Origin of the sequence: Pseudomonas sp. B19125, assembly GCF_044218855.1 — a bacterium.
GTDB classification, from domain to species: domain Bacteria; phylum Pseudomonadota; class Gammaproteobacteria; order Pseudomonadales; family Pseudomonadaceae; genus Aquipseudomonas; species Aquipseudomonas edaphica.
Genome location: NZ_CP162589.1, coordinates 3,581,576 through 3,602,031 on the forward strand (window position 1 = coordinate 3,581,576; position 20,456 = coordinate 3,602,031).

The following is a 20,456-nucleotide window of genomic DNA, read 5'->3' on the forward strand; positions in this document are numbered from 1 at the left end:
TCTTTACACGCGAGTTAATTATGCAAACCTCTTCCAGCTCCAGGCTTGCCCTGCGGGCGCAGCCTCGCTTTGCCTTGAATCCGCTTACAGCCTTGGTGCTCAAGGTGCTGGCCATCGCGCCTGGTGCATGGGGAATACAGGGCGCATTGGCGCAAGAGGTGCAGTTCAACGACGCATTCCTGCCTGAGGACTCGCGTAACCTCGACCTGGGTAAATACCAGACCGGCAACCCGGTGACGCCGGGGCAATACCGCGCCGATGTGTTGCTCAACGGCCAGTTGAACAGCCGCCAGGACATTCGCATTGAGGCCCAGCCCGACGGCAGCAAACCGGTGGTGTGCATGGACCATGGCTTGCTTGAACGTCAGGGCGTGGACATGTCCAAGCTGTCCGAACCGCTGGACACCACAGGCTGCGTGTCTTTGGGCAGTTTGATCCAAGGTGCCAGTGCGAGTTTTTCACCGGAGAACCAGGCGCTCGACCTCAGCATTCCTCAGGCCGCCTTGAAGCGTAATTCCCGGGGTTACGTCAGCCCTGAGCTATGGGACCGCGGTGTGACCGCCGGCATGCTCAGTTACACCTTCAACGCCAACCGTAATCGCACCCGCACGGGCGACTATGACTCGGCGTTCATGGGCCTTAATGCGGGCCTTAATCTGGGTGACTGGCGCCTGCGCCACAACGCGTCGATGAGCTGGCAGTCGCGCCAGGGCAACAAGTACCAGGCTCTGGACACCTACGCCCAACGTGATGTGACGGCGCTGAAAAGCCAGTTGACGGTGGGGGAGTCCAACACCAGTGGCGAGATCTTCGACACCTTGTCCTTTCGCGGCGTGCAGTTGGCCAGCGATGACCGCATGCTGCCTGATTCCATGCGCGGTTATGCCCCGGTCATCCGTGGCATTGCCCGCACCAACGCCCGCGTGACCATTCGCCAGGCCGGCAACGTCCTGCTGGAAACTACCGTAGCGCCGGGTGCTTTCGTGATCGATGACCTGTACTCCACCGGCTACGGCGGTGACCTTAACGTGAGCGTTGCCGAGGCAGACGGCACCGAGCAAAACTTTATCGTGCCCTATGCCTCGGTCAGCCAGTTGTTGCGCCCCGGTACCTCGCGATTCAGCTTCACCGCCGGTGAAACCCGCAACAACTTTGTCGACCAACAGGCACGCGTGCTGCAAGGCACGCTGCAGTACGGCCTGAACAACACGTTCACAGGCTTCGGTGGCCTGCAGTCGAGCGACCACTACACGGCGCTGCTCACGGGCCTGGCGTTTGGCACGCCCATCGGCGCCATGGCGGTGGACGTGACTCACGCACAGACCGAGCTGGCTGCCGGGACGGCCAAAGGGCAGAGCATGCGTGTGTCCTATAGCAAGAATGTACTCAGTACCGGCAGCAACTTCTCGGTGGCGGCTTACCGTTTTTCTACCGGTGACTACCTGGATTTCAGCAATGCCGTGCAACTGGTGGATGCCGAGAAAAATGGTTGGGACACCCGTATGTTCGGGCGCCCGCGCAGCCGCCTGTCCATCACCGCAGACCAGACGTTGGGGCCTTGGGGCCAAGTGACCCTCAGCGGTTACGCGCAGAACTACTGGAACCAGCCGGGCAGTGATGTGCAGTACCAGTTCAGCTACAGCAAGCAATTCAATCGCGTGAGTTTCAGCGTGAACGCCAATCGCAGCCGCATGGGCCTGGGCGATATGGAGAACAGCTTCCTGCTGACCATGAGCATGCCCCTGGAGTTTGGTGGATCTGGTTATGGCCCACAGATGACGGCGCAGGTTGGCCGTGACACGCGCGGCAACTACAGCGAGCAGGCCGGCATCAGCGGCACCGCGGGCGACGATCGCCAGTACGGCTACGGCGCAACCTTCGGGCATGACGGTGGCAGCAATAGCAAAAGTGTAGCGCTCAACGGGCAGTACACCGGTGCCAGGGCGATGCTCAGTGCCGCACTGGGGCGTGGCGATGGCTACACCAGTGCTTCCATGGGTGCCAGCGGCACGCTGGTGGCCCATGCCAACGGTATGACCATGACGCCTTATCGTGGCGAGACCATGGCGGTGATCAGCGCGCCGGGTGCGCAGGGTGCCAAGGTGTCGGGCTATCCAGGTCTGAGGCTTGATGCAAGCGGTAACGCCGTGGTGCCGTATTTGCGCCCCTATGAGCTGAACGAGGTCGCCATCGACCCGATCGGCAGTTCCCTGGACGTTGAATTCAACGAAACCAGCCAGCAGGTCGCGCCGCGTGCCGGCGCCGTAGTGCACCTCAAATACACCACCAACCAGGGGCGGGCAGTACTGCTCAATGTGCGCCTGGACGATGGCAACAGTTTGCCGTTCGGTGCCGGCGTAACGGACGGCGAAGGCGCCACGGTGGGCGTGGTCGGGCAGGGCGGTCAGCTCTACGCACGCATCAAGCCGGACACCCGCCAGTTGCTGATCAATTGGGGCAGCAAAGCGCATCAGCAGTGTGCACTGGTCATTCCACCGGGCCCGGGCGAGGGCCAGCAGTTGCAGCAGCTGGACGCCGTGTGTGCGGCAGGCAAACAGGTCGCTGACCGCGTGCGGCCCAACACTATGCAAAAGGTACCGTTATGAACATCAGGGCTTTGATCAACTCGGGATTGGCAGTTATGGCGTTGTGGGCTGCAGCCAACACGGCCATGGCGGTAACCTGCACCTACATGAATGGCATCCAGCCAGCGAATGGCTCCATGCCGTTGCAAATATCGGCGATCACCGTCGGGCGCGATGTGCCGGTAGGCGCCGAAGTTTATCGACAGAAGTTCAGCATGGCAGCGGGCCAGGCGGTAAAGCTGGAGTGCCTGTATGCCCCATATGAACAGTCGACCGAGTTTACGGTTGATTCGGGCTATGGCCTGGCCAATGTGACCAGCGGGGTGTATGCCAACAAAGTCTACAGAACCAGCATTCAAGGACTAGGGGTCGCCTTCACTAGCACGGGCGGCCCTCTGCCAAGGGCAACGAGCAAAATTTGGACCTCGTGTACGCCGGGCTGGCGGTGCCTGGTCCCATTTGACGGACCTTCCAATTTTGAATTGATATTAATCAAACTGGGCGATGTGGCACCGGGTGTATTGGTGGGTAATACGTTGCCGACCGTGAGCCTATTTGGCAGTTTTGGCGACGCCAGAATGCTGGGCTTCAAAATGGGTATCTCCGGCACTATCCAGATTGTCTCGCGCACCTGCAGCACGCCGGATGTGAACGTCCCTATGGGTACACATCAGACCAAGACATTTACGGGAGTCAACACTGCCAGCGCCTGGGTCGATTTTGCCATTCGATTAAATGATTGCCCGGCGTTTACGGGGACCTTCAGGACCACAGGTCCCGGTTGGATTTCCCAGAGCGGCAATTCACCCTCCGGCAGCAGCACGCCTGGCACCGTGGTCAATAACACCCTGCAATATCGCGTCGACCCGTCGCGGACTGCGATCAACGGCGGCAATGGCGTGCTGAGCCTCGACTCTACAACGGGCGGCAGTGCACCTGCCGCCACAGGCGTAGGTGTGCAGGTCGCAACCCCTAACGGAATCGGCTTGCCTTTAGCGACGAATCAAAACAGTGGCCTGGCCCTGCGAGCGACCGAGGGCAGCTATTCAATCCCGTTGCGCGCACGTTATCTGCAAACCCAGTCCAAGGTCACGCCGGGGCCGGCCAACGCGTCGGCAACGTTTACGATTATTTATCAGTGATGGAGTACGTAAGACTAATCGCGAGGATGCGAAAGATGCCAAATAAAGCACTCAGGATTCTGATCGCAGATGACCAGCATTTCTCCCGGTTGAGGATCGAGCGTGCCCTGAACCATCTGGGTTACTACCGGATTGCGCCGATGCACCGGCTGGAGGAGGTATTAAGCGCGCTGGAGTATGACTGCGAACCCTTGGACCTGCTGATCATCAACGCTTCACTGGTGAAAGGCGTGAAATTTGATCTGTTTTCGTTCTGCATGGACAACCCGTACGTGCGTTACGCAATGATCTACGATGAAAGGCAATCGGGTATCCCCGCGTTTCTGGTGTGCCGTCAGGACAAGGTATTGATCAGTGCATTGCCGTTGCCGGACCTCGACACGCTCACCCAGCTCATGGCCAGGGTTGATCCCAGCCTTGTGGCCACTGCACGCAACAGAGAAGTGGGGGTGTAGCTTCACGGTGGCTCACCGGTTGTTGCGAATGCCATCGCCCATGCGCGATGATCTGGCACTGTCAGCGCCTGGAGTACAGTGATGCAATCGCTACCCATCCCGCCCTCCATCAAGGGTGTGTTACTTGAGCTGCGCCCGCTGGAAGCCGGGGATTTCGAGGCCCTGTATGGCGTCGCCTGCGACCCGTTGATCTGGGCCCAGCACCCCAGCCCCACGCGCTACCAGGAACCGGTGTTTCGCGAATGGTTCGAGCAGGCGCTGGCATCCCCCAGCGTACTGGTGGTGATCGACCTTGAGAGCAACAGGGTGGTGGGCAGCTCTCGTTACTACGACTTCAGTGAGCCGCAACGTGAGGTGGCCATCGGTTACACGTTTCTGGCCCGTGAAAAATGGGGCGGCGGGGCCAATGGCGAGCTTAAACAACTGATGCTCAAGCACGCCTTTCAGTGGGTCGATACCGTATGGTTCCACGTCGGCGCCGACAACATTCGCTCGCAACGGGCAATGGAGAAAATCGGCGGGCAGCTTTCGCATACTTCGGTAAAAACGTTCGCTGGGCGTTCGCAAGAGAATCGTTTTTATAAAGTTGAGCGTGCTGCATTTGAGCGAGCCGAAACAGGCAGCTGAAACCAAAACCTGACGCCAGCCTAAATGGCAGGGCCTTTGAGCTCGATCCGATTATCATCCGGGTCATTGAAATAGATCGACCAGCCTGTCCCGTCTGCGCCATAGCGCTTCTGCGCCTTTTCCGCAAACACACCCGCCTCAGCCAAGTGGTTGAGAATCGCGGACTCATCAAAAGGCTCAACCCTGAGGCAAACGTGATCGACGTTATGCCTCTGCTTGCCCGCCGGCTCCCCACCCTCACGGCCGATCGACCCGTTCACATCGACCAGGTCAATCAGGGACGTCCCGGCACTCAGGTGGATCATGCCGAGGTCGTCACGGCGTTTTTTGACCTCACAGCCCAGTACCGAGGTGTAAAACGCCAGGCTGCGGGTGATGTCTTTCACGCGTAAAACAACATGATCTATATGTTGGATTGAAAAGGTGCGCATTGCGATCATTCCTGTTTGATCATTGGTTTTGGTGTCGCCAAAGTCTTCAACTTAGCTGATTCTGGAAAACGAGTGCTGCATTTAACCCGTGGCATCGGCCCAGGACAGTCCGCCAACCCGCTTGGTGCAATGCCAGGTTGGCTGCGTAGATCACTGATCTGACAAGGTTTTTCAGCTCAGGATGAGCACGATAAAGGTGCGCCTCGACCTTGCATCCAAGCGCCGGGGTCTATATATTCCCAACCCTGCAACACCGCGCTACCGCCCGAATGGCGAAACTGGTAGACGCATGGGACTTAAAATCCCCCGCTCGTAAGGGCGTCCCGGTTCGATTCCGGGTTCGGGCACCATAGATATCAAGGGCTTGCATGATTTTTCATGCGAGCCCTTTTTCGTTTGTGCTCCCCCAAATTAGAAAACTCCACCGCTCGTTTTGTCGGCATGACCTGTTTGCCGATCCTTTTGCGTGTGTAGCCATCCTGACATTCCCCTGATCCTTCGCGACCTTTGCTTTTACTCAGAGCAAAGCGGCAACGCGTTGATTCTTTGTTCGGTTTTTGTAACAGATTGTTTGCGGCAGGCGCAGAAACCTATAAAGTTAACCTTTCGGTCAGCTTTGCACTGTCAACTCCAGCCTTTTGTTTCCAGCGAAAGCGCTCCTGCAAGGATCGAGACCCCCAGAACATAACTAAAAGGGCGGACCCATAACCGCCCAGAGGATGATCCATGTCCAACCGTGATATCTCCCGGCGCTCGTTCCTTCAGGGCGGGCTGGTGGCGGGTGTGAGCGTGACGCTTACACCGCTCAGCACCCAGGCGCTGGCTGCCTTGATGGAAAACAGCGTGACCGTGCCGTCCGAGCAATGGCTGGGCAACAACGGCAAGGCGCGCTCGCGTAACGACGCCTTGTACAAGGTCTGCGGCAGCAAAGTCTTTGCCCGCGACATCCGCGCCAAGGACATGCCGGGCTGGCCGCAGCAGCAGGGCCACGCCATGTTGCTGAAAACAACCAAGGCCGATCGCATCTACGCCGGCTACGATCTGTCGTGGCTCGGTGCCGATTTGCAGCCTGACCGCATTGTGACCGCCGCCGACCTGGACAAGGACGGTATCGTCTTCCCGGAAGAACACGCGCCGGATCCGCTGCTGCCGGAAGGCAAGGTGCCGATGTTCATCGGTCACCCTGTGGCGATCCTGATCTGGAACGACTTCGAGCGTTTCCGCCAGGCCAAGGCCAAACTCAAATTCAATGACAAAGCCATCCGTTACGGCGCCCAGGTGCCGTACTACGAACGTGACCCATACGGCAGCTTCCGCTACGTGCGCGTCGGCGGTGCGACCTCGGCGGACGAGGATGAATTCGCCAGCCTCAAGGATTCGATCCTGTTCCCCATGCTGAAAAACCGTCGCCCGGTGTGGAATTCCCAGCCGGACCTGCACGGCAACCTGACCGAGCGCGGGCTGTTTTACGCCGACCGGATGCAGCAGCAAATCGACGCGCCGCCCGACAACTGGCTGGTGTTCGACGAGCGCTACAAAACCCCGTCAATCGAACCGGCGGCGATGGAGCCGGACAACGGCAACGGCTGGTACGACCCGGCCACCAAAACCTTGCACTTTGTCGTCGCGACTCAGTGCCCTCTGGAAGCCGCCACCGAAACCGCAAAAATGATCGCGCCATCGCGCTTCGGCCTGGCGAACCTGAACATGCACCCGGGCTACACCGTCGGTTACGGTTCCAAGGACCACAACATTTTTGTCTACTACGCAGCCCTCGCCGCGTTGTATGGCGCCGGTGTCCCGGTGCGCCTGGCCAACGACCGCTATGAGCAGTTCCAGAGTGGCATCAAGCGTCACCCGTTCGACATCCGTTACCAATTGGCGGTGGACAAGAACGATCACAGTTTCCAGATTTTTCGCGCCGAGATGAACGTCGATGGCGGCGGGCGGATCAACTACAGCCCTTCGGTGGCGGCGGTTGGCGCCACGGCAGCGCAGTCGATCTACTACATGCCGCAGAACGATTTGCAGGTCACGGCCTACCATTCCCGCGCGGTTGAAGCGGGTTCGATGCGCGGTTACGGCACCCTGCAGAGCATGGCCTCGACCGAGATGATGGTCGACGAAATCGCCGGGCGTCTGGGCATCGACGCCATCGACCTGCGCAAGAAAAACGCCATGCTCTCGGGCATGAAAAACACCCAGGGCGCGGTGCCGGCCGGGGCGTTGCGCTTACACGAGATTCTCGACAAAGCGGCTGCCCACGACGTCTGGAAAAACCGCGACCAAATCAAAAAGACGCGCGAAGCCGCTGACCCGGATAACTGGTATGGCGTGGGTTTTGCCATCTGCCAGAAAGACTTCGGCACCGGCTCCGAGGCGCCGATGGCCAGCATCGAATTCACCGCCGAAGGCCACGTGACGTTGCGCCATATCGGCATTGAAATCGGCACCGGTATGTCCACCTCGCAAGCGCTGGTGGTGGCGGATTTCATCGGCATTCCGGCCACGCAAGTGAAGACCGGCGAAACCGAATGGGAAGAGTTGCAACTGATCACGGGCGGCAACCCTTACGTCATGAGCCAGGCCGAGCAGGATGGTTTTTTGCGCAACCCACGTTGGGTCGGCAAACTGGCGTCGGCCTCGTCGGCGACCAATTCTGCGTATTACTTCAGCCACGCCACCCGTGAAGCCTCTCGGGTGCTGTTCAACCACGGCCTGTGGCCGGCGGCGTTGCAGATCTGGGGTCAAGGCCCTTACGGCGGCCAGGCCAACCCGTATGTGGTGCGCCGCGAAGACGCGCATTGGGTCGACGGCAAACTTACCGCCAACGGCATGCAGCCGCTGAGTTTTGCGCAATTGGCCAAACACGCCCATGAAAAAGGCCTGGTGACCGGCGCTACCGTGCACGGCTTTAACCGCTGGAGCTGGGCCGAGGCCGATTACAGCATCGACGGCGTGCGTGAACGCCTGCCGCTCGACGGTCTGGCGGTGAAGTACGGCGACGGCGCGCCGAAGGCGAAGCTGGCGCAAATGACCAGCAACGGTTTCCACCTGCTGGATCGCCAGAACGTCCACTACCCGGACACCCAGTTGAACAACGCGGCGGTGACTTACTACAGCCCGGTCGCGACGCTGGTGGAATTGAAAGTGAACAAGGGCTCCGCCGACGTGCAAGTGCTCAACCATCACTCGTGGGTCGAGTGCGGTCGGGTGCTGGTGGAAGAGCTGGTCAAGGGTCAGCTCGAAGGCGGGATCGCCATGGGCATTGGCCATGCGTTGATGGAAGAGATGCCGCTGTACGAAGGCGGGCCGGGGGAGGGTGACTGGAATTTCAACCGTTACCGTTTGCCGATGGCCCGCCACGTTGCGGTGTGGAACCAGACGGCCGAAATCCTGGCGCCGCTGTCGCCGAGCGACCCGTCCAAGGGCATTGCCGAAGTGGTGATGATCCCGATTGTCGGCGCCATCGGTAACGCCGTGGCCCACGCCATCGGCAAACGTGTCCGCGACCTGCCCATCACTTCTGCGCGCATCAAGGAGGCCCTCAATGGCTAACCGTCCGTTTCAACTGACCCTCAACGGTCAATCCGTCGGCCCGGTGGACATCCCTGATGACCTGCCGATGATCGATTACCTGCACGAATACAAAAATCTCACCGGCTCGCGGCTCGGCTGCGGCCAGGGCATTTGCCACGCCTGTGTGGTGATCGTCGACAACCCGGACGGCACCAGCGAAGAAGTGCGCACCTGCATCACGGGGGCACACTATTTCGAAGGCAAAAAAGTCCGCACCATCGAAGGCCACGCAACCCGCGACGATCAGGGTAAAGTCACTGAGCTGAACCCGATCCAGCAGCGTTTTGTCGATGAATTCGCCTTCCAGTGCAGCTACTGCGCGCCGGGTTTCGTCAATGCCGCGACCGTGCTGGTCGAGAAGCTGCAGCGTCAGCCCATCGTCAAAAGCCAGCTGGAAAAAGTCATTGAGGACAGCCTCGGCCACCACATCTGCCGCTGCACCGGCTACGTGCGTTACTACAACGCGACCCGCAACGTGCTGACCGATCTCGGCCTGGTCAAGGAGGGTTAAGCATGAAACAACTACTTTCCCGCCTTGCGCTGGCGGTTGGCCTGGCCGCGCCGGTGGTGTTGGCGCACGCGGATGATCAAGTCAAACGCGGCGAATACCTCGCCCGCGCCGCTGACTGCATGGCCTGCCACACCGCACCGGGTGGCGCACCGTTTGCAGGCGGTCTGCCGATCATTTCGCCGTTCGGCACCATCTATGGCACCAACATCACCCCGAGCAAAGAGCACGGCATTGGCCTGTACACCGATGACGAATTCTTCGCCGCGCTCACTGAAGGCAAACGCCGGGACGGCGCGAATCTGTACCCGGCGATGCCGTACACCTCGTACCACTTGATGCCCCGTGCAGATTCGGACGCGATCCATGCGTACCTGAAAACCATCGAGCCTATCGAGCGTGCGGCGCCGGTTACCCGCCTGAGCTTTCCATTCAACGTGCGTCTGGGCCTGATGGGCTGGAACATGCTCTACGGCAAGGATGTAAAACTTGCCCCGACCGAGGGCAAAAGTGAAGCATTCCAGCGTGGCCAATACATGGTCGAGGTGCTCGGCCACTGCGGCGAATGCCACACGCCACGCGGGTTGCCCGGCGCAATGCAGCAGGATAAGCGCCTGACCGGCGGCCTGCTCAATGGCTATCTGGCACCCAGCCTGTTGGCCAATGACCTGGCCGCTCGCGGCTGGAATCATCAGGACCTGAGCACGTTCCTCAAGCACGGCATGAGTGCCCAGGGCACGATGTTCAATGAGATGTTCCCGGTGTTCCACAACAGCACCCAGGGCCTGAGCGATCCGGACCTGGCCGCCATGGCGACTTTCCTGCTGGGCGATCAACCGCCGGTGGCCAAGGTGCTGAGCGAGACGTCGCTGGACGCCATGAGCCCAAGCGCCCAACGCGGCCGCCAGGACTATCTGAACGTCTGCGCCGGTTGCCACGCGCCGAACGGCGAGGGCAAGCCGCACATCGCGGTGGCCATGCGCGGCAACACCACGCTGCGCCTGGAAGACCCGCGCAACCTGCTGCGGGTGATCGAGGACGGCATCGGCGAGCAGCAATTCACCGGGTTCGAGCGCATGCAACCGATGCCGGGCTTTGCCGACAAGCTCAATCACCAACAGCTGACCGACCTGCTCAACTATCTGCGCCAGGGTTGGGGTGGCCAGTCGAGGGAGCTGGCGGTCAGCGACGTGCAGAAGTTGCAGGCCGATGCACCGCCAGCCGAGCACAAGGCGCACTGACACCTAGCATCTGCTGCAGGAACCCGATGGGAACCGGGTTAATCTGTTTTCAACGCCTGAACAGCTCAGACAAATGGCTGCCCACTGAAACCGCGTGGCAGGCGCTGCAGCCCAGGCAAGTCGGTGAGGCGTTGCGTCCAGGCACTGCGCCAGTCAACGGCAGTATGGGTTTTGGCTTTGCGCGCGGAGCGGCGGGCAGCGTTGCGCTGGGTGCGGCGCGCTTCTTTGTAGGCGTCGGTATTGCGGCAGGTGCGGCATTTGACTCGGTTCAGCTCGGTGCTGGACGTGAGGTTGGTGCCGTGATGGCCGCAAGCCAGATGCCCGGCGACCTTGAAGTGAGTGACCATGTAAGCGTCTCCTTCTTATGGGGGTACGCGCGGCCATAAAGCAGCGGCGGCGCGTGGGCAGGGCGCGGGCAAACAACCCCGCGCCCTCAGGGTTGTGACCTCGCAGGCGGCGCGGCGTTCGGTTTTATTCCGGGGGCAGTTCACGTTACCCTGCGGTGCCAACAATCATGAAAAGGAGTGAGTGATGAGCGTCGAAACCTTGCCGCTGGAAGGCAGTTGTCGTTGTAGCCGGGTGCGTTTCAGTGTGAGTTTGCCGCCGGTAATCACCATGGCGTGCCATTGCAACGGCTGCCAGAAGATGACCGCCAGTGCGTTTTCCCTTAGCGCGTTGATTCCGGCCGCAGGCTTCACCGTGACCCAGGGTTGCCCGGTGATAGGTGGCTTGCACGGCGTGGACCGCCATTATTGCTGCCCGCACTGCATGAGCTGGCTGTTTACGCGCCCCCATGGCATCGATGAGTTCGTCAATGTGCGCGCAACCTTGCTGGATAACGCCCGCGACTATGTGCCGTTCATGGAAACCTGGACCAGCGAAAAACTGCCTTGGGCCGCGACGCCGGCGCTCGAAAGCTTCGCGCAACTGCCCGAGCCGCAGGACTTCCCGCGCTTGATGCAGGCTTACGCCACCTTCAGTGCCCGCTGAGTTCAATCAATCAGGGCCAGCAAGTCGGTATCACCGACGTCCACGCCCGCCTGGGTCAGCAACGTGGTTGCCTGGCCTCGGTGGTGGGTCTGGTGGTTGAAAAAATGCACCAGCAGCGCGAAGAACGGCTTGTGGTTCGCCACGCCGCGCATGTTGTGGTACTGCAGGCGCTGGTCCAGATCGGGCTCGCGCAGGCTGTTGGCCCAGTCGATGATCAGTTGGTCCAGCCAGGTGCGGCGGGCCGCCAGCTCCCGCAGGTTGGCGAAAGCCAGTTGCTTCAAGTCAGAGGGCGTGGCAATCGACGTTAATGGCGCCAGCCGGGCAAAGCCTGTCGGATGCTCGGCAAATCGCTTGAGCCACACCGTGTCCCCCAGCGTCAGGTGATTGAGTGTGCCGAGGATCGAGCCGAAGAACGCCTGCCGGTCCGTGGTCAGCTCTGCGTCGGTAAGCTGGCTGGCGGCGGCATAGACTTTGCGGTTCATCCACTGGTTGTAGTCAGCCATCAACACTATGTGCTCAAGACGGTTCACAAGGTTTCTCCTTCAACGTGGTGAGGCCATCATAAGGCGTGCCCGCTCGGCGGTCTTGGTGTTCCTGCGCAGGCGGGCTATGGTTGTTGAACGCCAATATTACGCTGCGGGAGAGTGACACCATGAATACCGGCAATTTACTGGAACAACTGCTGCGTGCCAGCCAGCAAGGCGGCGGCTCAGGCGGTGCGCAGGGCGGTGGGCTCGGCGGCCTGGGTGGTTTGCTGGGCGGCCTGTTGAACAGCTCCGCCAGCGGCACCAACGCTTCGGCAGGCGGTGGGCTGGGTGGTTTATTAGGTGGCCTGGGCGGATTGTTGGGCGGTGCACCTGCAGGTGGCACCCCCCAAACGCGCTCCGGTGGGATGAACTACGCAGCATTGGCCTCCTTGGGCATGGCGGCTTTCCAGGCGTACCAGGCCTGGCAACGCCAGCAGGCCAGCGCACCGCAGCAAGCCATCCAGACGGTTGACCAGCTTGATGGTCCGGAAGCGCAAGCTCATAGCCATGCGGTGTTACGCGCTCTGATTGCGGCAGCGAAGGCCGACGGCAGTATCGATGACAACGAGAAGCAAATGATCTCAGCCGAGATAGGCCGCCATACCGACGACCCTCAATTGCAGCAGTGGCTCGACGAAGAAGTCGCCAAGCCGCTGAACGCCGCCGATTTTGCCGAATATGCCGGTGACGGGGCGATGGCGGCCGAGGTCTACCTGGCCAGCGTGATGCTGGTTAATGACCAGGCGCCGAAGGAGCGCAGCTATCTAGACGAACTGGCGGCGCAGTTGCGACTCGAACCAGAGTTGCAACTACACCTGGAGCAGCAAGCTAAAAAACCTTAAAAACGCACGGTCGCGCCGGTGGTCAACCATTGGTTGTGATCACCGGTGAGGCTCTGCCCGACCACCACATCCACATCCACCAGTTTGCCCACATGGAACCGCGGCCCGGCCTGCCAAGCCTGGTCGCCGCCTTCCTGGCCGTAGCGCTCCCCGATCAGCGTGAGCGCGTCTGCCAACTGGTACTCAAAGCCTGCGCCCCACGTCAGGCGGTGGTTTTGTTCACCGCCGTTGTAGGCATGGGTCCAGCCGCCATTGAGGCTCAGGCGCAATGCCTGCACCGGTTGCCAGGTCAACGGTACATTAAAGTCCGCGCCGTCGAATGCATGCTGGCGGTCCAGGGCAAAGTGGCTGGTGGCAGACACCGCGATTTGCAGCCCCAACGCCTCCTGCGACCACACTTGGGCCTTTACCTGCGGGCTGATTTGCGTCTCGGCATCCCCCGCATTGCTGGCGCGCGACAGTGCTGCACTCCATTCCACGGCAGGTAGCGCGCTGAAGGTACACACCGGGTTAAGCGTCTGGTTATGAATGTTGCCTTGATGCCGGTTGGCGGTGTACCAGGCGTCGACGCTGCACTCGCCCGGATCGTTGATCCCGCCGTCGTCGACCACATAGGAACCGCCGGCCGCCTGGGCTTTTGAAAACAGCGCGATCAGTAAAATAAGGCCCAGTGTGGTGCCGATAAAGATCAGGTTACGTTGCAGCGCGCGGCGCTTGGCCGGTGGCAGCAACAGCAGGGTGTGGCGAGCGCCGCGATAATGGCGCGCGCGATATTTGGCAAACCCGTCGTGACGGTCAGGGCTGTGTTTTTTGTGCATGATGCACCTCTCTTGAATTCAGCTTTCTACGGTCAGCACCGAAATGCCGCTGGCTTTGGCCTGGCAGACCAGCTCCGAGGTGTCGTCACCACCCGGCAGGGCGATGATCACGTCGGGGCGGCTGTCGGCGAGCATGAAATGGTTGCGCTGGCGTTCCGCCTGCTTGCCGTGGCGTTGCCAATTGGGCGGGTAGCGCACCACGTCGATGCTCATTTCTCGCGCCCATTCCTCGATGTCACTGCCCAGGAACTGGTTGCCGCCGTGTATCAATACCTGTACCGGGCGCAAGCGGTGGTAGGCGTCCAGCACTTGGCGGGTCTTTTTGGTGTCGGCGTAATGACGACCTGCACAGATCAGGATGCGCATAGTCAGGGTCCTTGTGATGCACGGTGGCGATCGGGCGACCGCCACCGTTTAAACGGCGGGGGTGATCAGTACCACTGCTTGAAGCGGCGGATGTAGATCGTTTTCATCAGTTGGGCCACGCAGCAGTAGGCGAGCAGGGTACCGACCAGCCATGGGAAGTACGCCAGCGGCAGCGGCTCCAGGCCCACCAGGGTGCCCAGCGGCGAGAACGGCACGTAGATCCCCAGGCAGATGACGATGGTGGTCATCATCAACACCGGCCAGGCAGCCGTGCTCTGGAAGAACGGGATCTTGCGGGTGCGCAACATATGCACCACCAGGGTTTGCGAGAGCAGGCCCTCGATAAACCAGCCGGACTGGAACAGCGTCTGCATTTCTACGCTGTTGGCGCTGAACACGTACCACATCAGCGCAAAGGTGGTGATGTCGAAGATCGACGAGGTCGGCCCGATCCAGATCATGAAGCGGCCGATGTTTTTCGCATCCCACTTGCGCGGTTTGGCCAGGTATTCCTTGTCCATCTTGTCCCACGGCAAGGCCAGCTGGGAGATGTCGTACATCAGATTTTGCAGCAGCAGGTGAATCGCCAGCATCGGCATGAACGGGATGAACGCACTGGCCACCAGCACCGAGAACACGTTGCCGAAGTTGGAGCTGGCGGTCATGTTCAGGTACTTCATGATGTTGCCGAAGGTTTCGCGGCCCTTGAGCACGCCTTCTTCGAGCACCATCAGGCTCTTTTCCAGCAGGATGATATCGGCCGATTCCTTGGCGATATCGGTGCCGCTGTCCACCGAGATACCCACGTCGGCATCACGCAACGCCGGTGCATCGTTGATGCCGTCGCCGAGGAAGCCCACGGTGTGGCCGTTGGCTTGCAGGGCTTTAAGTACGCGGGACTTCTGCAGTGGCGTGAGCTTGGCAAACACTGTGCGTTCTTCGACGCGACGCAGCAGCGTGGCGTCGTCCATCGCTTCGATTTCCACACCCAGCAGCGGCTGGCCGGGTTCGAGGCCGACCTGGCGGCAGATCTTGCTGGTGACCACGGCGTTGTCGCCGGTCAGTACCTTTACGGCTACGCCGATTTGTTGCAGTGCGGCAATCGCCGGGCCTGCGGTTTCCTTGGGTGGATCAAGGAAGGTCAGGAAACCCTGGATCACCAGGTTGCGCTCATCGGCGGTGGTGTACTGCTGGCGCGCCATGGATTTAGGGATATTGCGGGTCGCCACCACCAAGACGCGGAAGCCGTCTTCGTTGTAGTCGTTGGCCAATGCCAACAGTTCTTCACGACGTTGATCATCCAGCGGCACGGCGGTGCCACCTTCGAGCGTGTGTGTGGAGATGCTCAACATCTCTTCCACGGCGCCCTTGCACACCAGCAATTGGTCGCCGGCCGTGTCGCGCACCACAATCGACAAGCGACGGCGCACGAAGTCGAACGGCAGTTCATCGACCTTGCTGTAGGCCAGCGGCAACTGGAACTTGGGGTTCTGCTCCGAGAACTGCACCACGGCCTGGTCCATCAGGTTCTTCATGCCGCTCTGGTGGAAGCTGTTGAGCCAGGCCAGGGACAGCACCGCGTCATCACGCTGGCCGAAGGCGTTGACGTGATGCTCGAGGATGATCTTGTCCTGGGTCAGCGTGCCGGTCTTGTCGGTGCACAACACGTCCATCGAACCGAAGTTCTGAATCGCATTGAGGCGCTTGACCACCACTTTGCGCTTGGCCATGGCGGTAGCCCCCTTGGCCAGGTTGGCGCTGACGATCATCGGCAGCATTTCCGGGGTCAGGCCCACGGCCACCGCCAGGGCAAACAGGAAGGCATCGCCCCAGTCACCCTTGGAGAAGCCATTGAGGAAGAACACGATAGGCACCATCACCAGCATGAAGCGGATCAACAGCCAGCTGACGCTGTTCACCCCACGGTCGAAGGCGGTTTGCACGCGGGAGCCGACAATTGCCTTGGCCAGGGAGCCGAAGTAAGTGCGCGGTCCGGTGGCGACCACCACGGCCTTGGCGCGGCCGCTGACCACGTTGGTGCCCATGAAGCAGATGTTCGGCAGGTCCAGCAGGTTGCCTTGGTCGGCCGCCAGTGTAGAGGCGGATTTTTGCGTGACATCGCCCAGGGTGTCGTACTTCTCTACCGGCAAGGCTTCGCCGGTCAGCACGGCCTGGCTGATAAACAGGTCGCGGGATTCGATCAGGCGGATATCGGCCGGAATCATGTCGCCGGCAGACAGCTGCACGATGTCACCGGCGACCAGGTCGCGCATCGGCACTTCGCGCAGGATCGGCTGGCTGCCGACTTGCTCGCGGCGCAATACGGTGGCGGTGGTGCGCACCATGGCTTTGAGGGCTTCGGCGGATTTGGCCGAGCGGTGCTCCTGCCAGAAACGCAGCAGGCTGCTGAGCAGCACCATGGTCATGATGATGATGACCTTGGTCAAATCCACTTCTTCACCGGCCTGCAATGGTAACCAGTAGTCAGTGACAAAGCTGATCCCGGCGAGCGTCAGCAGTACATAGATGAACGGGTTGTTCAGTGCCTGCAGGAACTGGACGATGGCGTGAGGCGGCTTGTCGTGGGCCACTTCGTTGTAGCCTTCGCGTTGCAGACGTGCCGAGGCGTCCAGTTCGGTCAGGCCGTCCTGGGTGGCGCGGACGTTGGCGAGGGTGGCCGACAGGCCGTTCTGGGCTTCACGGGCGGCACGCATCGACAGTTTGGTGTCGGTGTCGGTGCCATTCTTTTTGTGCAGAGGCGTGTTTTTTACGGCGCTCATTGTCTGTACTCCTGTCGCCAATTCTCGACAAAACATACCCGGTACTTACCTGAATACAGGCGAGCGAAAGCATGCCGAGCCGCGGACTTCGCGATCGGTTTAAATAGGGTGTTCACATAACTTCTACAGTGCCCGCCAAGTGCGCGTTAGTTAACTGGCGCGCAGCGGGCTACTACTGGATGTGTTCATAACGAACTCCAGAATAATTATCAGGAAGTTGCTGTTTCCAGCTGGTTTAAGCGGCGCGATTGCTCAGGTAAAAACCGAGCAACAGGCTGGCTTGAGCCAGGGTGGAAACCTGAGGTCTCTGCGGGTCTTGAGGGTCGGCGTGGTCCCAGTGCTGCAGCAATTGGCCGCTGGCAGGGCAGACACGCCAGTGCGCCAGCGGGGGAGCTGGGCGCAGCTGATCTTTACTGGCTAGGGGAGAGGGTGCAGCAAAGGCCGAGCGGGTAGGTGAAAAGCCAGCGGGCTCGCGGCACAGCTTGGCGCGCAGGGCTGCGGCTAGCGTGCGAATGTCAGGCAAAACAATCAGTTGAAAGGTCATAACACACCTCGGGACCGGACGGGCGACCGGTGAGGCAGTTACGGTGGAGCATCAAGCTCTAGCGCAGCTTACCGGACCTGGAAGGCGAGTCCTGTCATATTCTGGGTTTGGCGCCCGATGCCCGCGTGAACGGTGCTCGGACAGCGACTAGATACTGTGTCCATTGGCTTCTTTTGTGAGGTTTAAAAAAGGCCCCAGTTGTGGGCAGGGGCAATCTACTTAGCTGGTTGCAAAATGTCAACGCAGGATGAGTTAAATTACCCTGTGTTCAGAGTTCATTCAGATAAGAGGCGCAGACAAGTTTCACCTTATATAACTTCATATGCCTTGCGCGGCCAGAACTGCCAGATAAATCAATACCACACCACAGGCGCCATAACTGATGCGTTGCCATAACGCTGAGGCGTTCTTGCGCAGCAGGTTGACCAACGCTGCAATCAGAAAGCAGGACAACACCGAGGCCAGCATAAAGCCTGCAAAAAACATCAGCGTTTGCCCATGGCTGGGCGCAGCCCCGACGATGCCGGACAAGGCGCTGCCCAGCGCGCCCCAATAGACGATGTTTTTCGGGTTAGCCAGTGAAATCGCCGCGCCCACCGCCAGCGCATTTTTCCCGGAGCTGGCGGGCGCGTCGCTCGCCTCGGGCAAGCGCCAGGCATCAATCAAGCTGCGGATACCCAGCCAGGCCAGGTACAGCGCGCAGACCACCGTCAGGGGCACACGCACCGCGTCATGCTGGATCAGCAAGGCAATGCCGGTGAGACCGATCACCGCCCACACCGCATCGCCTACCAGCGAGCCGATCTGCACCAGCAAGGCCGGGGTAAAACCGTGCAGCAAGCCACGGCGCAACGTTTCCGCCAGCACGGCACCGGGCGAGAGGCAAAACACAAAACCGAATACCAGCGCATAAAAGAAGATCGTCAACATGCCCGCGTTCCTTCAAGAAAGTCCAGGCAGTGTGGCGATGGGGAAAGCGTTCGTCTTGAACCAGATTGCGCTGTTCAGCGCTTCAACACGCTTTGATAGCGGCCGGGCGTGATGCCATAGGCGGCGCGAAAATGGCGGTTGAGGTGGCTTTGGTCAGCAAAGCCCAAGTCATGGGCGACTTCGCCGGCCGCCACCCCGTTGCGCAACAGGCTTTTGGCGCGGCGGGTGCGCAGTTGCATCGCCCACTGGCGCGGGCTGAGTCCGGTTTCCTTCTGGAAAGCGCGCAGCAGATGGAATTTGGACAATCCCAGCTCATCGCCGAGGTGGTCCAGGGGCAACCCTTGATGCAAGTGTGCAGCGAGCAATTCCTGGGCTCGGCTGATCATGCTTTTGCCCGTTGCCATGCTGCCAGGCACACGTACACCACTGACGCCGACCACTTCACCCAGTAGCAACACCAACGCCTCTTCATTGAGATCGCGGACCAATGCATCGGTACTCAAGGCGCCTTTCACCGCTACCGCCAGGCGCTGCGCCAGATCAGGTTGAAAGCACAACGAGCGATCGAACTCCAGCTGCGCCAACCCAAGGTCAGCCGCCAGCTGATCGGCTGTGGCATACAGGCTGACAAAGTGCCAAGGCGCGCCTTGCGCCGCGCCGCCACCTTGAATCTGACCGGGGTTGTACAGGGTAATGCTGCCCGGTCCGGCCTCGAATTCGCGGCGGTCCAGCCAGACCTTTTCCTCACCGACCAGGTTGACGCCGATTACACACTCATCATGGCTGTGTCTGGCAAAGGTCAGGCCCGTGCAGGCTGTACTGCTGACTTCGTAGTTGCCCAGCAAGGCGTGGTGCAGAGTGCTCATGATTCAGCTCAGGATGCGGTTGGCACGAGCATACGCCAGCAGGGCTGCTCAAATCGACCGTTGGTTGACACGCTGCGACAGCTCATCGGCGCTTTCCTTACGCTCTGAATAGCGGTCCACCAGGTCCGGGCGATCACGCAGCAAAACGGTGAACTTCACCAACTCTTCCATCACATCCACCACGCGATCGTAGAGCGCCGATGGTTTCATGCGGTCCTGGTCATCGAACTCCATGAACGCCTTGGGCACCGAGGATTGGTTGGGGATCGTGAACATGCGCATCCAGCGCCCCAGCACGCGCAGTTGGTTGACGGTGTTGAACGATTGCGAGCCGCCGGACACCTGCATCACCGCCAGCGTTTTGCCCTGGGTCGGGCGAACGGCGCCGAGGGCCAGCGGCACCCAGTCGAGCTGGGCCTTGAACACTGCCGACATCGAACCGTGGCGCTCGGGCGAGCACCACACCTGGCCTTCGGACCATTGCATCAGGTCCAGCAGCTCCTGGACTTTAGGGTGATCGTTGGGCGCATCGTCGGGCAACGGCAGGCCCGAAGGGTTGAAAATCCGCGTGTCGGCTCCGAAGTGGCGCAACAGCCGCGCGGCTTCTTCCACCAGCAAGCGGCTGAATGAGCGCGGGCGTGTGGAGCCGTAAAGCAGCAGGATGCGCGGCGGGTGGCCAGGCCCGACAGGCAGCGGGCCTGCGAGGGTGCTGTTGAGGTTGGGCAGGGTGGTCATTATGTTCTCCGGTTAAAGCGCTGCGATGCGGGCCAGTTCTGCCTTCAACTCGGCAGCGCTGAGTTGGGCGAAGGGCAAGGCCAGGAACGCCTTGCAACGCCTTTCGATGGTGCTGAGCGTGGCCTTGAAGGCGGCGTCTACACGGGCCTCGTCACCCTGAACATCCGACGGGTCTTCCAACCCCCAGTGCGCCTTCACCGCCGGCCCGAAATACACCGGGCACGCTTCGCCCGCAGCTTTATCGCACACGGTTATCACCACATCCGGCGGGCTGCCCTCAAAGGCCTCATTGCCCTTGCTGTACAAACCTTCGGTACTGATGCCCGCTGCCTGCAACGTGCTCAGGCTGCGCGGCAGCACCTGGCCCTTGGGGAAACTGCCGGAGCTGATCGCCTCGAAACCTGCCGGCGCCAGGTGGTTGAACATCGCCTCGGACAAGATGCTGCGGCAGCTGTTGGCGGTACACATGAACAGGACTTTCATAGCGGTA

20 protein-coding genes and 1 tRNA gene are annotated in these 20,456 nt (G+C 60.5%); 10 read left to right on the forward strand and 11 right to left on the reverse strand.

Annotated elements, in window-relative coordinates:
• Positions 1–20 precede the first annotated feature (20 nt).
• The 4 genes from AB4P96_RS16285 (at position 21) to AB4P96_RS16300 (ending at position 4,809) form a co-directional block, all read left to right on the forward strand.
• Positions 21–2,606 carry a fimbria/pilus outer membrane usher protein gene (locus tag AB4P96_RS16285; protein ID WP_026013828.1) on the forward strand — a complete coding sequence of 862 codons (2,586 nt, stop codon included), beginning with the start codon at positions 21–23 and terminating at the stop codon, positions 2,604–2,606.
• Positions 2,603–3,727 carry a fimbrial protein gene (locus AB4P96_RS16290; RefSeq protein ID WP_099549708.1) on the forward strand — a complete coding sequence of 375 codons (1,125 nt, stop codon included), beginning with the start codon at positions 2,603–2,605 and terminating at the stop codon, positions 3,725–3,727. Before AB4P96_RS16285 ends, AB4P96_RS16290 begins: the two co-directional genes overlap by 4 nt.
• 35 nt (positions 3,728–3,762) lie before the next feature.
• Entirely contained in the window at positions 3,763–4,182 is a 420-nt protein-coding gene (locus AB4P96_RS16295) for a hypothetical protein (protein WP_017138852.1), read from the forward strand.
• Between the two features lie 81 nt (positions 4,183–4,263).
• Entirely contained in the window at positions 4,264–4,809 is a 546-nt protein-coding gene (locus AB4P96_RS16300) for a GNAT family N-acetyltransferase (RefSeq protein ID WP_395599793.1), read from the forward strand.
• Between the two features lie 20 nt (positions 4,810–4,829).
• Here AB4P96_RS16300 and AB4P96_RS16305 read toward each other — a convergent pair whose 3' ends face one another.
• The gene (locus tag AB4P96_RS16305; protein WP_017138850.1) at positions 4,830–5,240 is read right to left on the reverse strand and encodes a VOC family protein; all 411 of its coding nucleotides are present in this window, start codon (positions 5,238–5,240) and stop codon (positions 4,830–4,832) included.
• A gap of 263 nt (positions 5,241–5,503) precedes the next feature.
• Here AB4P96_RS16305 and AB4P96_RS16310 point away from each other — a divergent pair.
• From AB4P96_RS16310 to AB4P96_RS16325, 4 genes are all read left to right on the forward strand, one after another.
• Positions 5,504–5,590: transfer RNA gene (locus tag AB4P96_RS16310), tRNA-Leu, on the forward strand.
• A 376-nt stretch (positions 5,591–5,966) separates the two neighbouring features.
• Entirely contained in the window at positions 5,967–8,798 is a 2,832-nt protein-coding gene (locus tag AB4P96_RS16315; RefSeq protein ID WP_395599794.1) for a xanthine dehydrogenase family protein molybdopterin-binding subunit, read from the forward strand.
• Positions 8,791–9,330, forward strand: coding sequence for a (2Fe-2S)-binding protein (locus AB4P96_RS16320; protein WP_017138848.1), 540 nt, complete (start codon positions 8,791–8,793; stop codon positions 9,328–9,330). Before AB4P96_RS16315 ends, AB4P96_RS16320 begins: the two co-directional genes overlap by 8 nt.
• Before the next feature lie 2 nt (positions 9,331–9,332).
• The gene (locus AB4P96_RS16325) at positions 9,333–10,568 is read left to right on the forward strand and encodes a cytochrome c (protein WP_236448031.1); all 1,236 of its coding nucleotides are present in this window, start codon (positions 9,333–9,335) and stop codon (positions 10,566–10,568) included.
• A 65-nt stretch (positions 10,569–10,633) separates the two neighbouring features.
• On the opposite strand, the gene AB4P96_RS16330 is transcribed toward AB4P96_RS16325, so the two are convergent.
• Positions 10,634–10,915 carry a hypothetical protein gene (locus AB4P96_RS16330; RefSeq protein WP_017138846.1) on the reverse strand — a complete coding sequence of 94 codons (282 nt, stop codon included), beginning with the start codon at positions 10,913–10,915 and terminating at the stop codon, positions 10,634–10,636.
• 184 nt (positions 10,916–11,099) lie between these two features.
• Here AB4P96_RS16330 and AB4P96_RS16335 point away from each other — a divergent pair, with 184 nt between their 5' ends.
• Positions 11,100–11,558 carry a GFA family protein gene (locus AB4P96_RS16335; protein WP_169986147.1) on the forward strand — a complete coding sequence of 153 codons (459 nt, stop codon included), beginning with the start codon at positions 11,100–11,102 and terminating at the stop codon, positions 11,556–11,558.
• A 2-nt stretch (positions 11,559–11,560) separates the two neighbouring features.
• On the opposite strand, the gene AB4P96_RS16340 is transcribed toward AB4P96_RS16335, so the two are convergent.
• Positions 11,561–12,088 carry a DinB family protein gene (locus AB4P96_RS16340; protein ID WP_170037512.1) on the reverse strand — a complete coding sequence of 176 codons (528 nt, stop codon included), beginning with the start codon at positions 12,086–12,088 and terminating at the stop codon, positions 11,561–11,563.
• 122 nt (positions 12,089–12,210) lie between these two features.
• On the opposite strand from AB4P96_RS16340, the gene AB4P96_RS16345 reads away from it, so the two are divergent.
• Positions 12,211–12,927 carry a tellurite resistance TerB family protein gene (locus tag AB4P96_RS16345; RefSeq protein ID WP_395599795.1) on the forward strand — a complete coding sequence of 239 codons (717 nt, stop codon included), beginning with the start codon at positions 12,211–12,213 and terminating at the stop codon, positions 12,925–12,927.
• Here AB4P96_RS16345 and AB4P96_RS16350 read toward each other — a convergent pair.
• From AB4P96_RS16350 to AB4P96_RS16385, 8 genes are all read right to left on the reverse strand, one after another.
• Positions 12,924–13,745: a hypothetical protein gene (locus AB4P96_RS16350; protein WP_395599796.1), complete on the reverse strand. Its 822-nt coding sequence runs from the start codon at positions 13,743–13,745 to the stop codon at positions 12,924–12,926. The two genes, AB4P96_RS16345 and AB4P96_RS16350, sit on opposite strands and share 4 nt — an antisense overlap.
• An 18-nt stretch (positions 13,746–13,763) precedes the next feature.
• The gene (locus AB4P96_RS16355; RefSeq protein WP_026013827.1) at positions 13,764–14,111 is read right to left on the reverse strand and encodes a DUF2493 domain-containing protein; all 348 of its coding nucleotides are present in this window, start codon (positions 14,109–14,111) and stop codon (positions 13,764–13,766) included.
• 65 nt (positions 14,112–14,176) lie between these two features.
• Complete coding sequence (mgtA, locus tag AB4P96_RS16360; RefSeq protein ID WP_176992180.1) at positions 14,177–16,891, reverse strand: magnesium-translocating P-type ATPase; 2,715 nt, start codon at positions 16,889–16,891, stop codon at positions 14,177–14,179.
• A 235-nt stretch (positions 16,892–17,126) separates the two neighbouring features.
• Positions 17,127–17,435 carry a hypothetical protein gene (locus AB4P96_RS16365; RefSeq protein ID WP_099549718.1) on the reverse strand — a complete coding sequence of 103 codons (309 nt, stop codon included), beginning with the start codon at positions 17,433–17,435 and terminating at the stop codon, positions 17,127–17,129.
• 318 nt (positions 17,436–17,753) lie between these two features.
• Entirely contained in the window at positions 17,754–18,365 is a 612-nt protein-coding gene (locus tag AB4P96_RS16370; RefSeq protein WP_017138838.1) for a LysE family transporter, read from the reverse strand.
• Between the two features lie 74 nt (positions 18,366–18,439).
• Positions 18,440–19,231, reverse strand: coding sequence for an AraC family transcriptional regulator (locus AB4P96_RS16375; RefSeq protein ID WP_017138837.1), 792 nt, complete (start codon positions 19,229–19,231; stop codon positions 18,440–18,442).
• Positions 19,232–19,279: 48 nt separating this feature from the next.
• Positions 19,280–19,969, reverse strand: coding sequence for an arsenical resistance protein ArsH (gene arsH, locus AB4P96_RS16380; RefSeq protein WP_375233597.1), 690 nt, complete (start codon positions 19,967–19,969; stop codon positions 19,280–19,282).
• Between the two features lie 9 nt (positions 19,970–19,978).
• Positions 19,979–20,449 (reverse strand): arsenate reductase ArsC, encoded by a 471-nt coding sequence (locus AB4P96_RS16385; RefSeq protein WP_170037474.1) that lies wholly within the window; start codon positions 20,447–20,449, stop codon positions 19,979–19,981.
• Positions 20,450–20,456 lie beyond the last annotated feature (7 nt).

Bases quoted from the DNA above. Each gene is read 5' to 3' on its own strand.
- AB4P96_RS16285 (WP_026013828.1), top strand. From the start codon at position 21: ATGCAAACCTCTTCCAGCTCCAGGCTTGCCCTGCGGGCGCAGCCTCGC.
- AB4P96_RS16290 (WP_099549708.1), top strand. From the start codon at position 2,603: ATGAACATCAGGGCTTTGATCAACTCGGGATTGGCAGTTATGGCGTTG.
- AB4P96_RS16295 (WP_017138852.1), top strand. From the start codon at position 3,763: ATGCCAAATAAAGCACTCAGGATTCTGATCGCAGATGACCAGCATTTC.
- AB4P96_RS16300 (WP_395599793.1), top strand. From the start codon at position 4,264: ATGCAATCGCTACCCATCCCGCCCTCCATCAAGGGTGTGTTACTTGAG.
- AB4P96_RS16305 (WP_017138850.1), bottom strand. From the start codon at position 5,240: ATGCGCACCTTTTCAATCCAACATATAGATCATGTTGTTTTACGCGTG.
- AB4P96_RS16315 (WP_395599794.1), top strand. From the start codon at position 5,967: ATGTCCAACCGTGATATCTCCCGGCGCTCGTTCCTTCAGGGCGGGCTG.
- AB4P96_RS16320 (WP_017138848.1), top strand. From the start codon at position 8,791: ATGGCTAACCGTCCGTTTCAACTGACCCTCAACGGTCAATCCGTCGGC.
- AB4P96_RS16325 (WP_236448031.1), top strand. From the start codon at position 9,333: ATGAAACAACTACTTTCCCGCCTTGCGCTGGCGGTTGGCCTGGCCGCG.
- AB4P96_RS16330 (WP_017138846.1), bottom strand. From the start codon at position 10,915: ATGGTCACTCACTTCAAGGTCGCCGGGCATCTGGCTTGCGGCCATCAC.
- AB4P96_RS16335 (WP_169986147.1), top strand. From the start codon at position 11,100: ATGAGCGTCGAAACCTTGCCGCTGGAAGGCAGTTGTCGTTGTAGCCGG.
- AB4P96_RS16345 (WP_395599795.1), top strand. From the start codon at position 12,211: ATGAATACCGGCAATTTACTGGAACAACTGCTGCGTGCCAGCCAGCAA.
- AB4P96_RS16350 (WP_395599796.1), bottom strand. From the start codon at position 13,745: ATGCACAAAAAACACAGCCCTGACCGTCACGACGGGTTTGCCAAATAT.
- AB4P96_RS16355 (WP_026013827.1), bottom strand. From the start codon at position 14,111: ATGCGCATCCTGATCTGTGCAGGTCGTCATTACGCCGACACCAAAAAG.
- mgtA (WP_176992180.1), bottom strand. From the start codon at position 16,891: ATGAGCGCCGTAAAAAACACGCCTCTGCACAAAAAGAATGGCACCGAC.
- AB4P96_RS16365 (WP_099549718.1), bottom strand. From the start codon at position 17,435: ATGACCTTTCAACTGATTGTTTTGCCTGACATTCGCACGCTAGCCGCA.
- AB4P96_RS16370 (WP_017138838.1), bottom strand. From the start codon at position 18,365: ATGTTGACGATCTTCTTTTATGCGCTGGTATTCGGTTTTGTGTTTTGC.
- AB4P96_RS16375 (WP_017138837.1), bottom strand. From the start codon at position 19,231: ATGAGCACTCTGCACCACGCCTTGCTGGGCAACTACGAAGTCAGCAGT.
- AB4P96_RS16385 (WP_170037474.1), bottom strand. From the start codon at position 20,449: ATGAAAGTCCTGTTCATGTGTACCGCCAACAGCTGCCGCAGCATCTTG.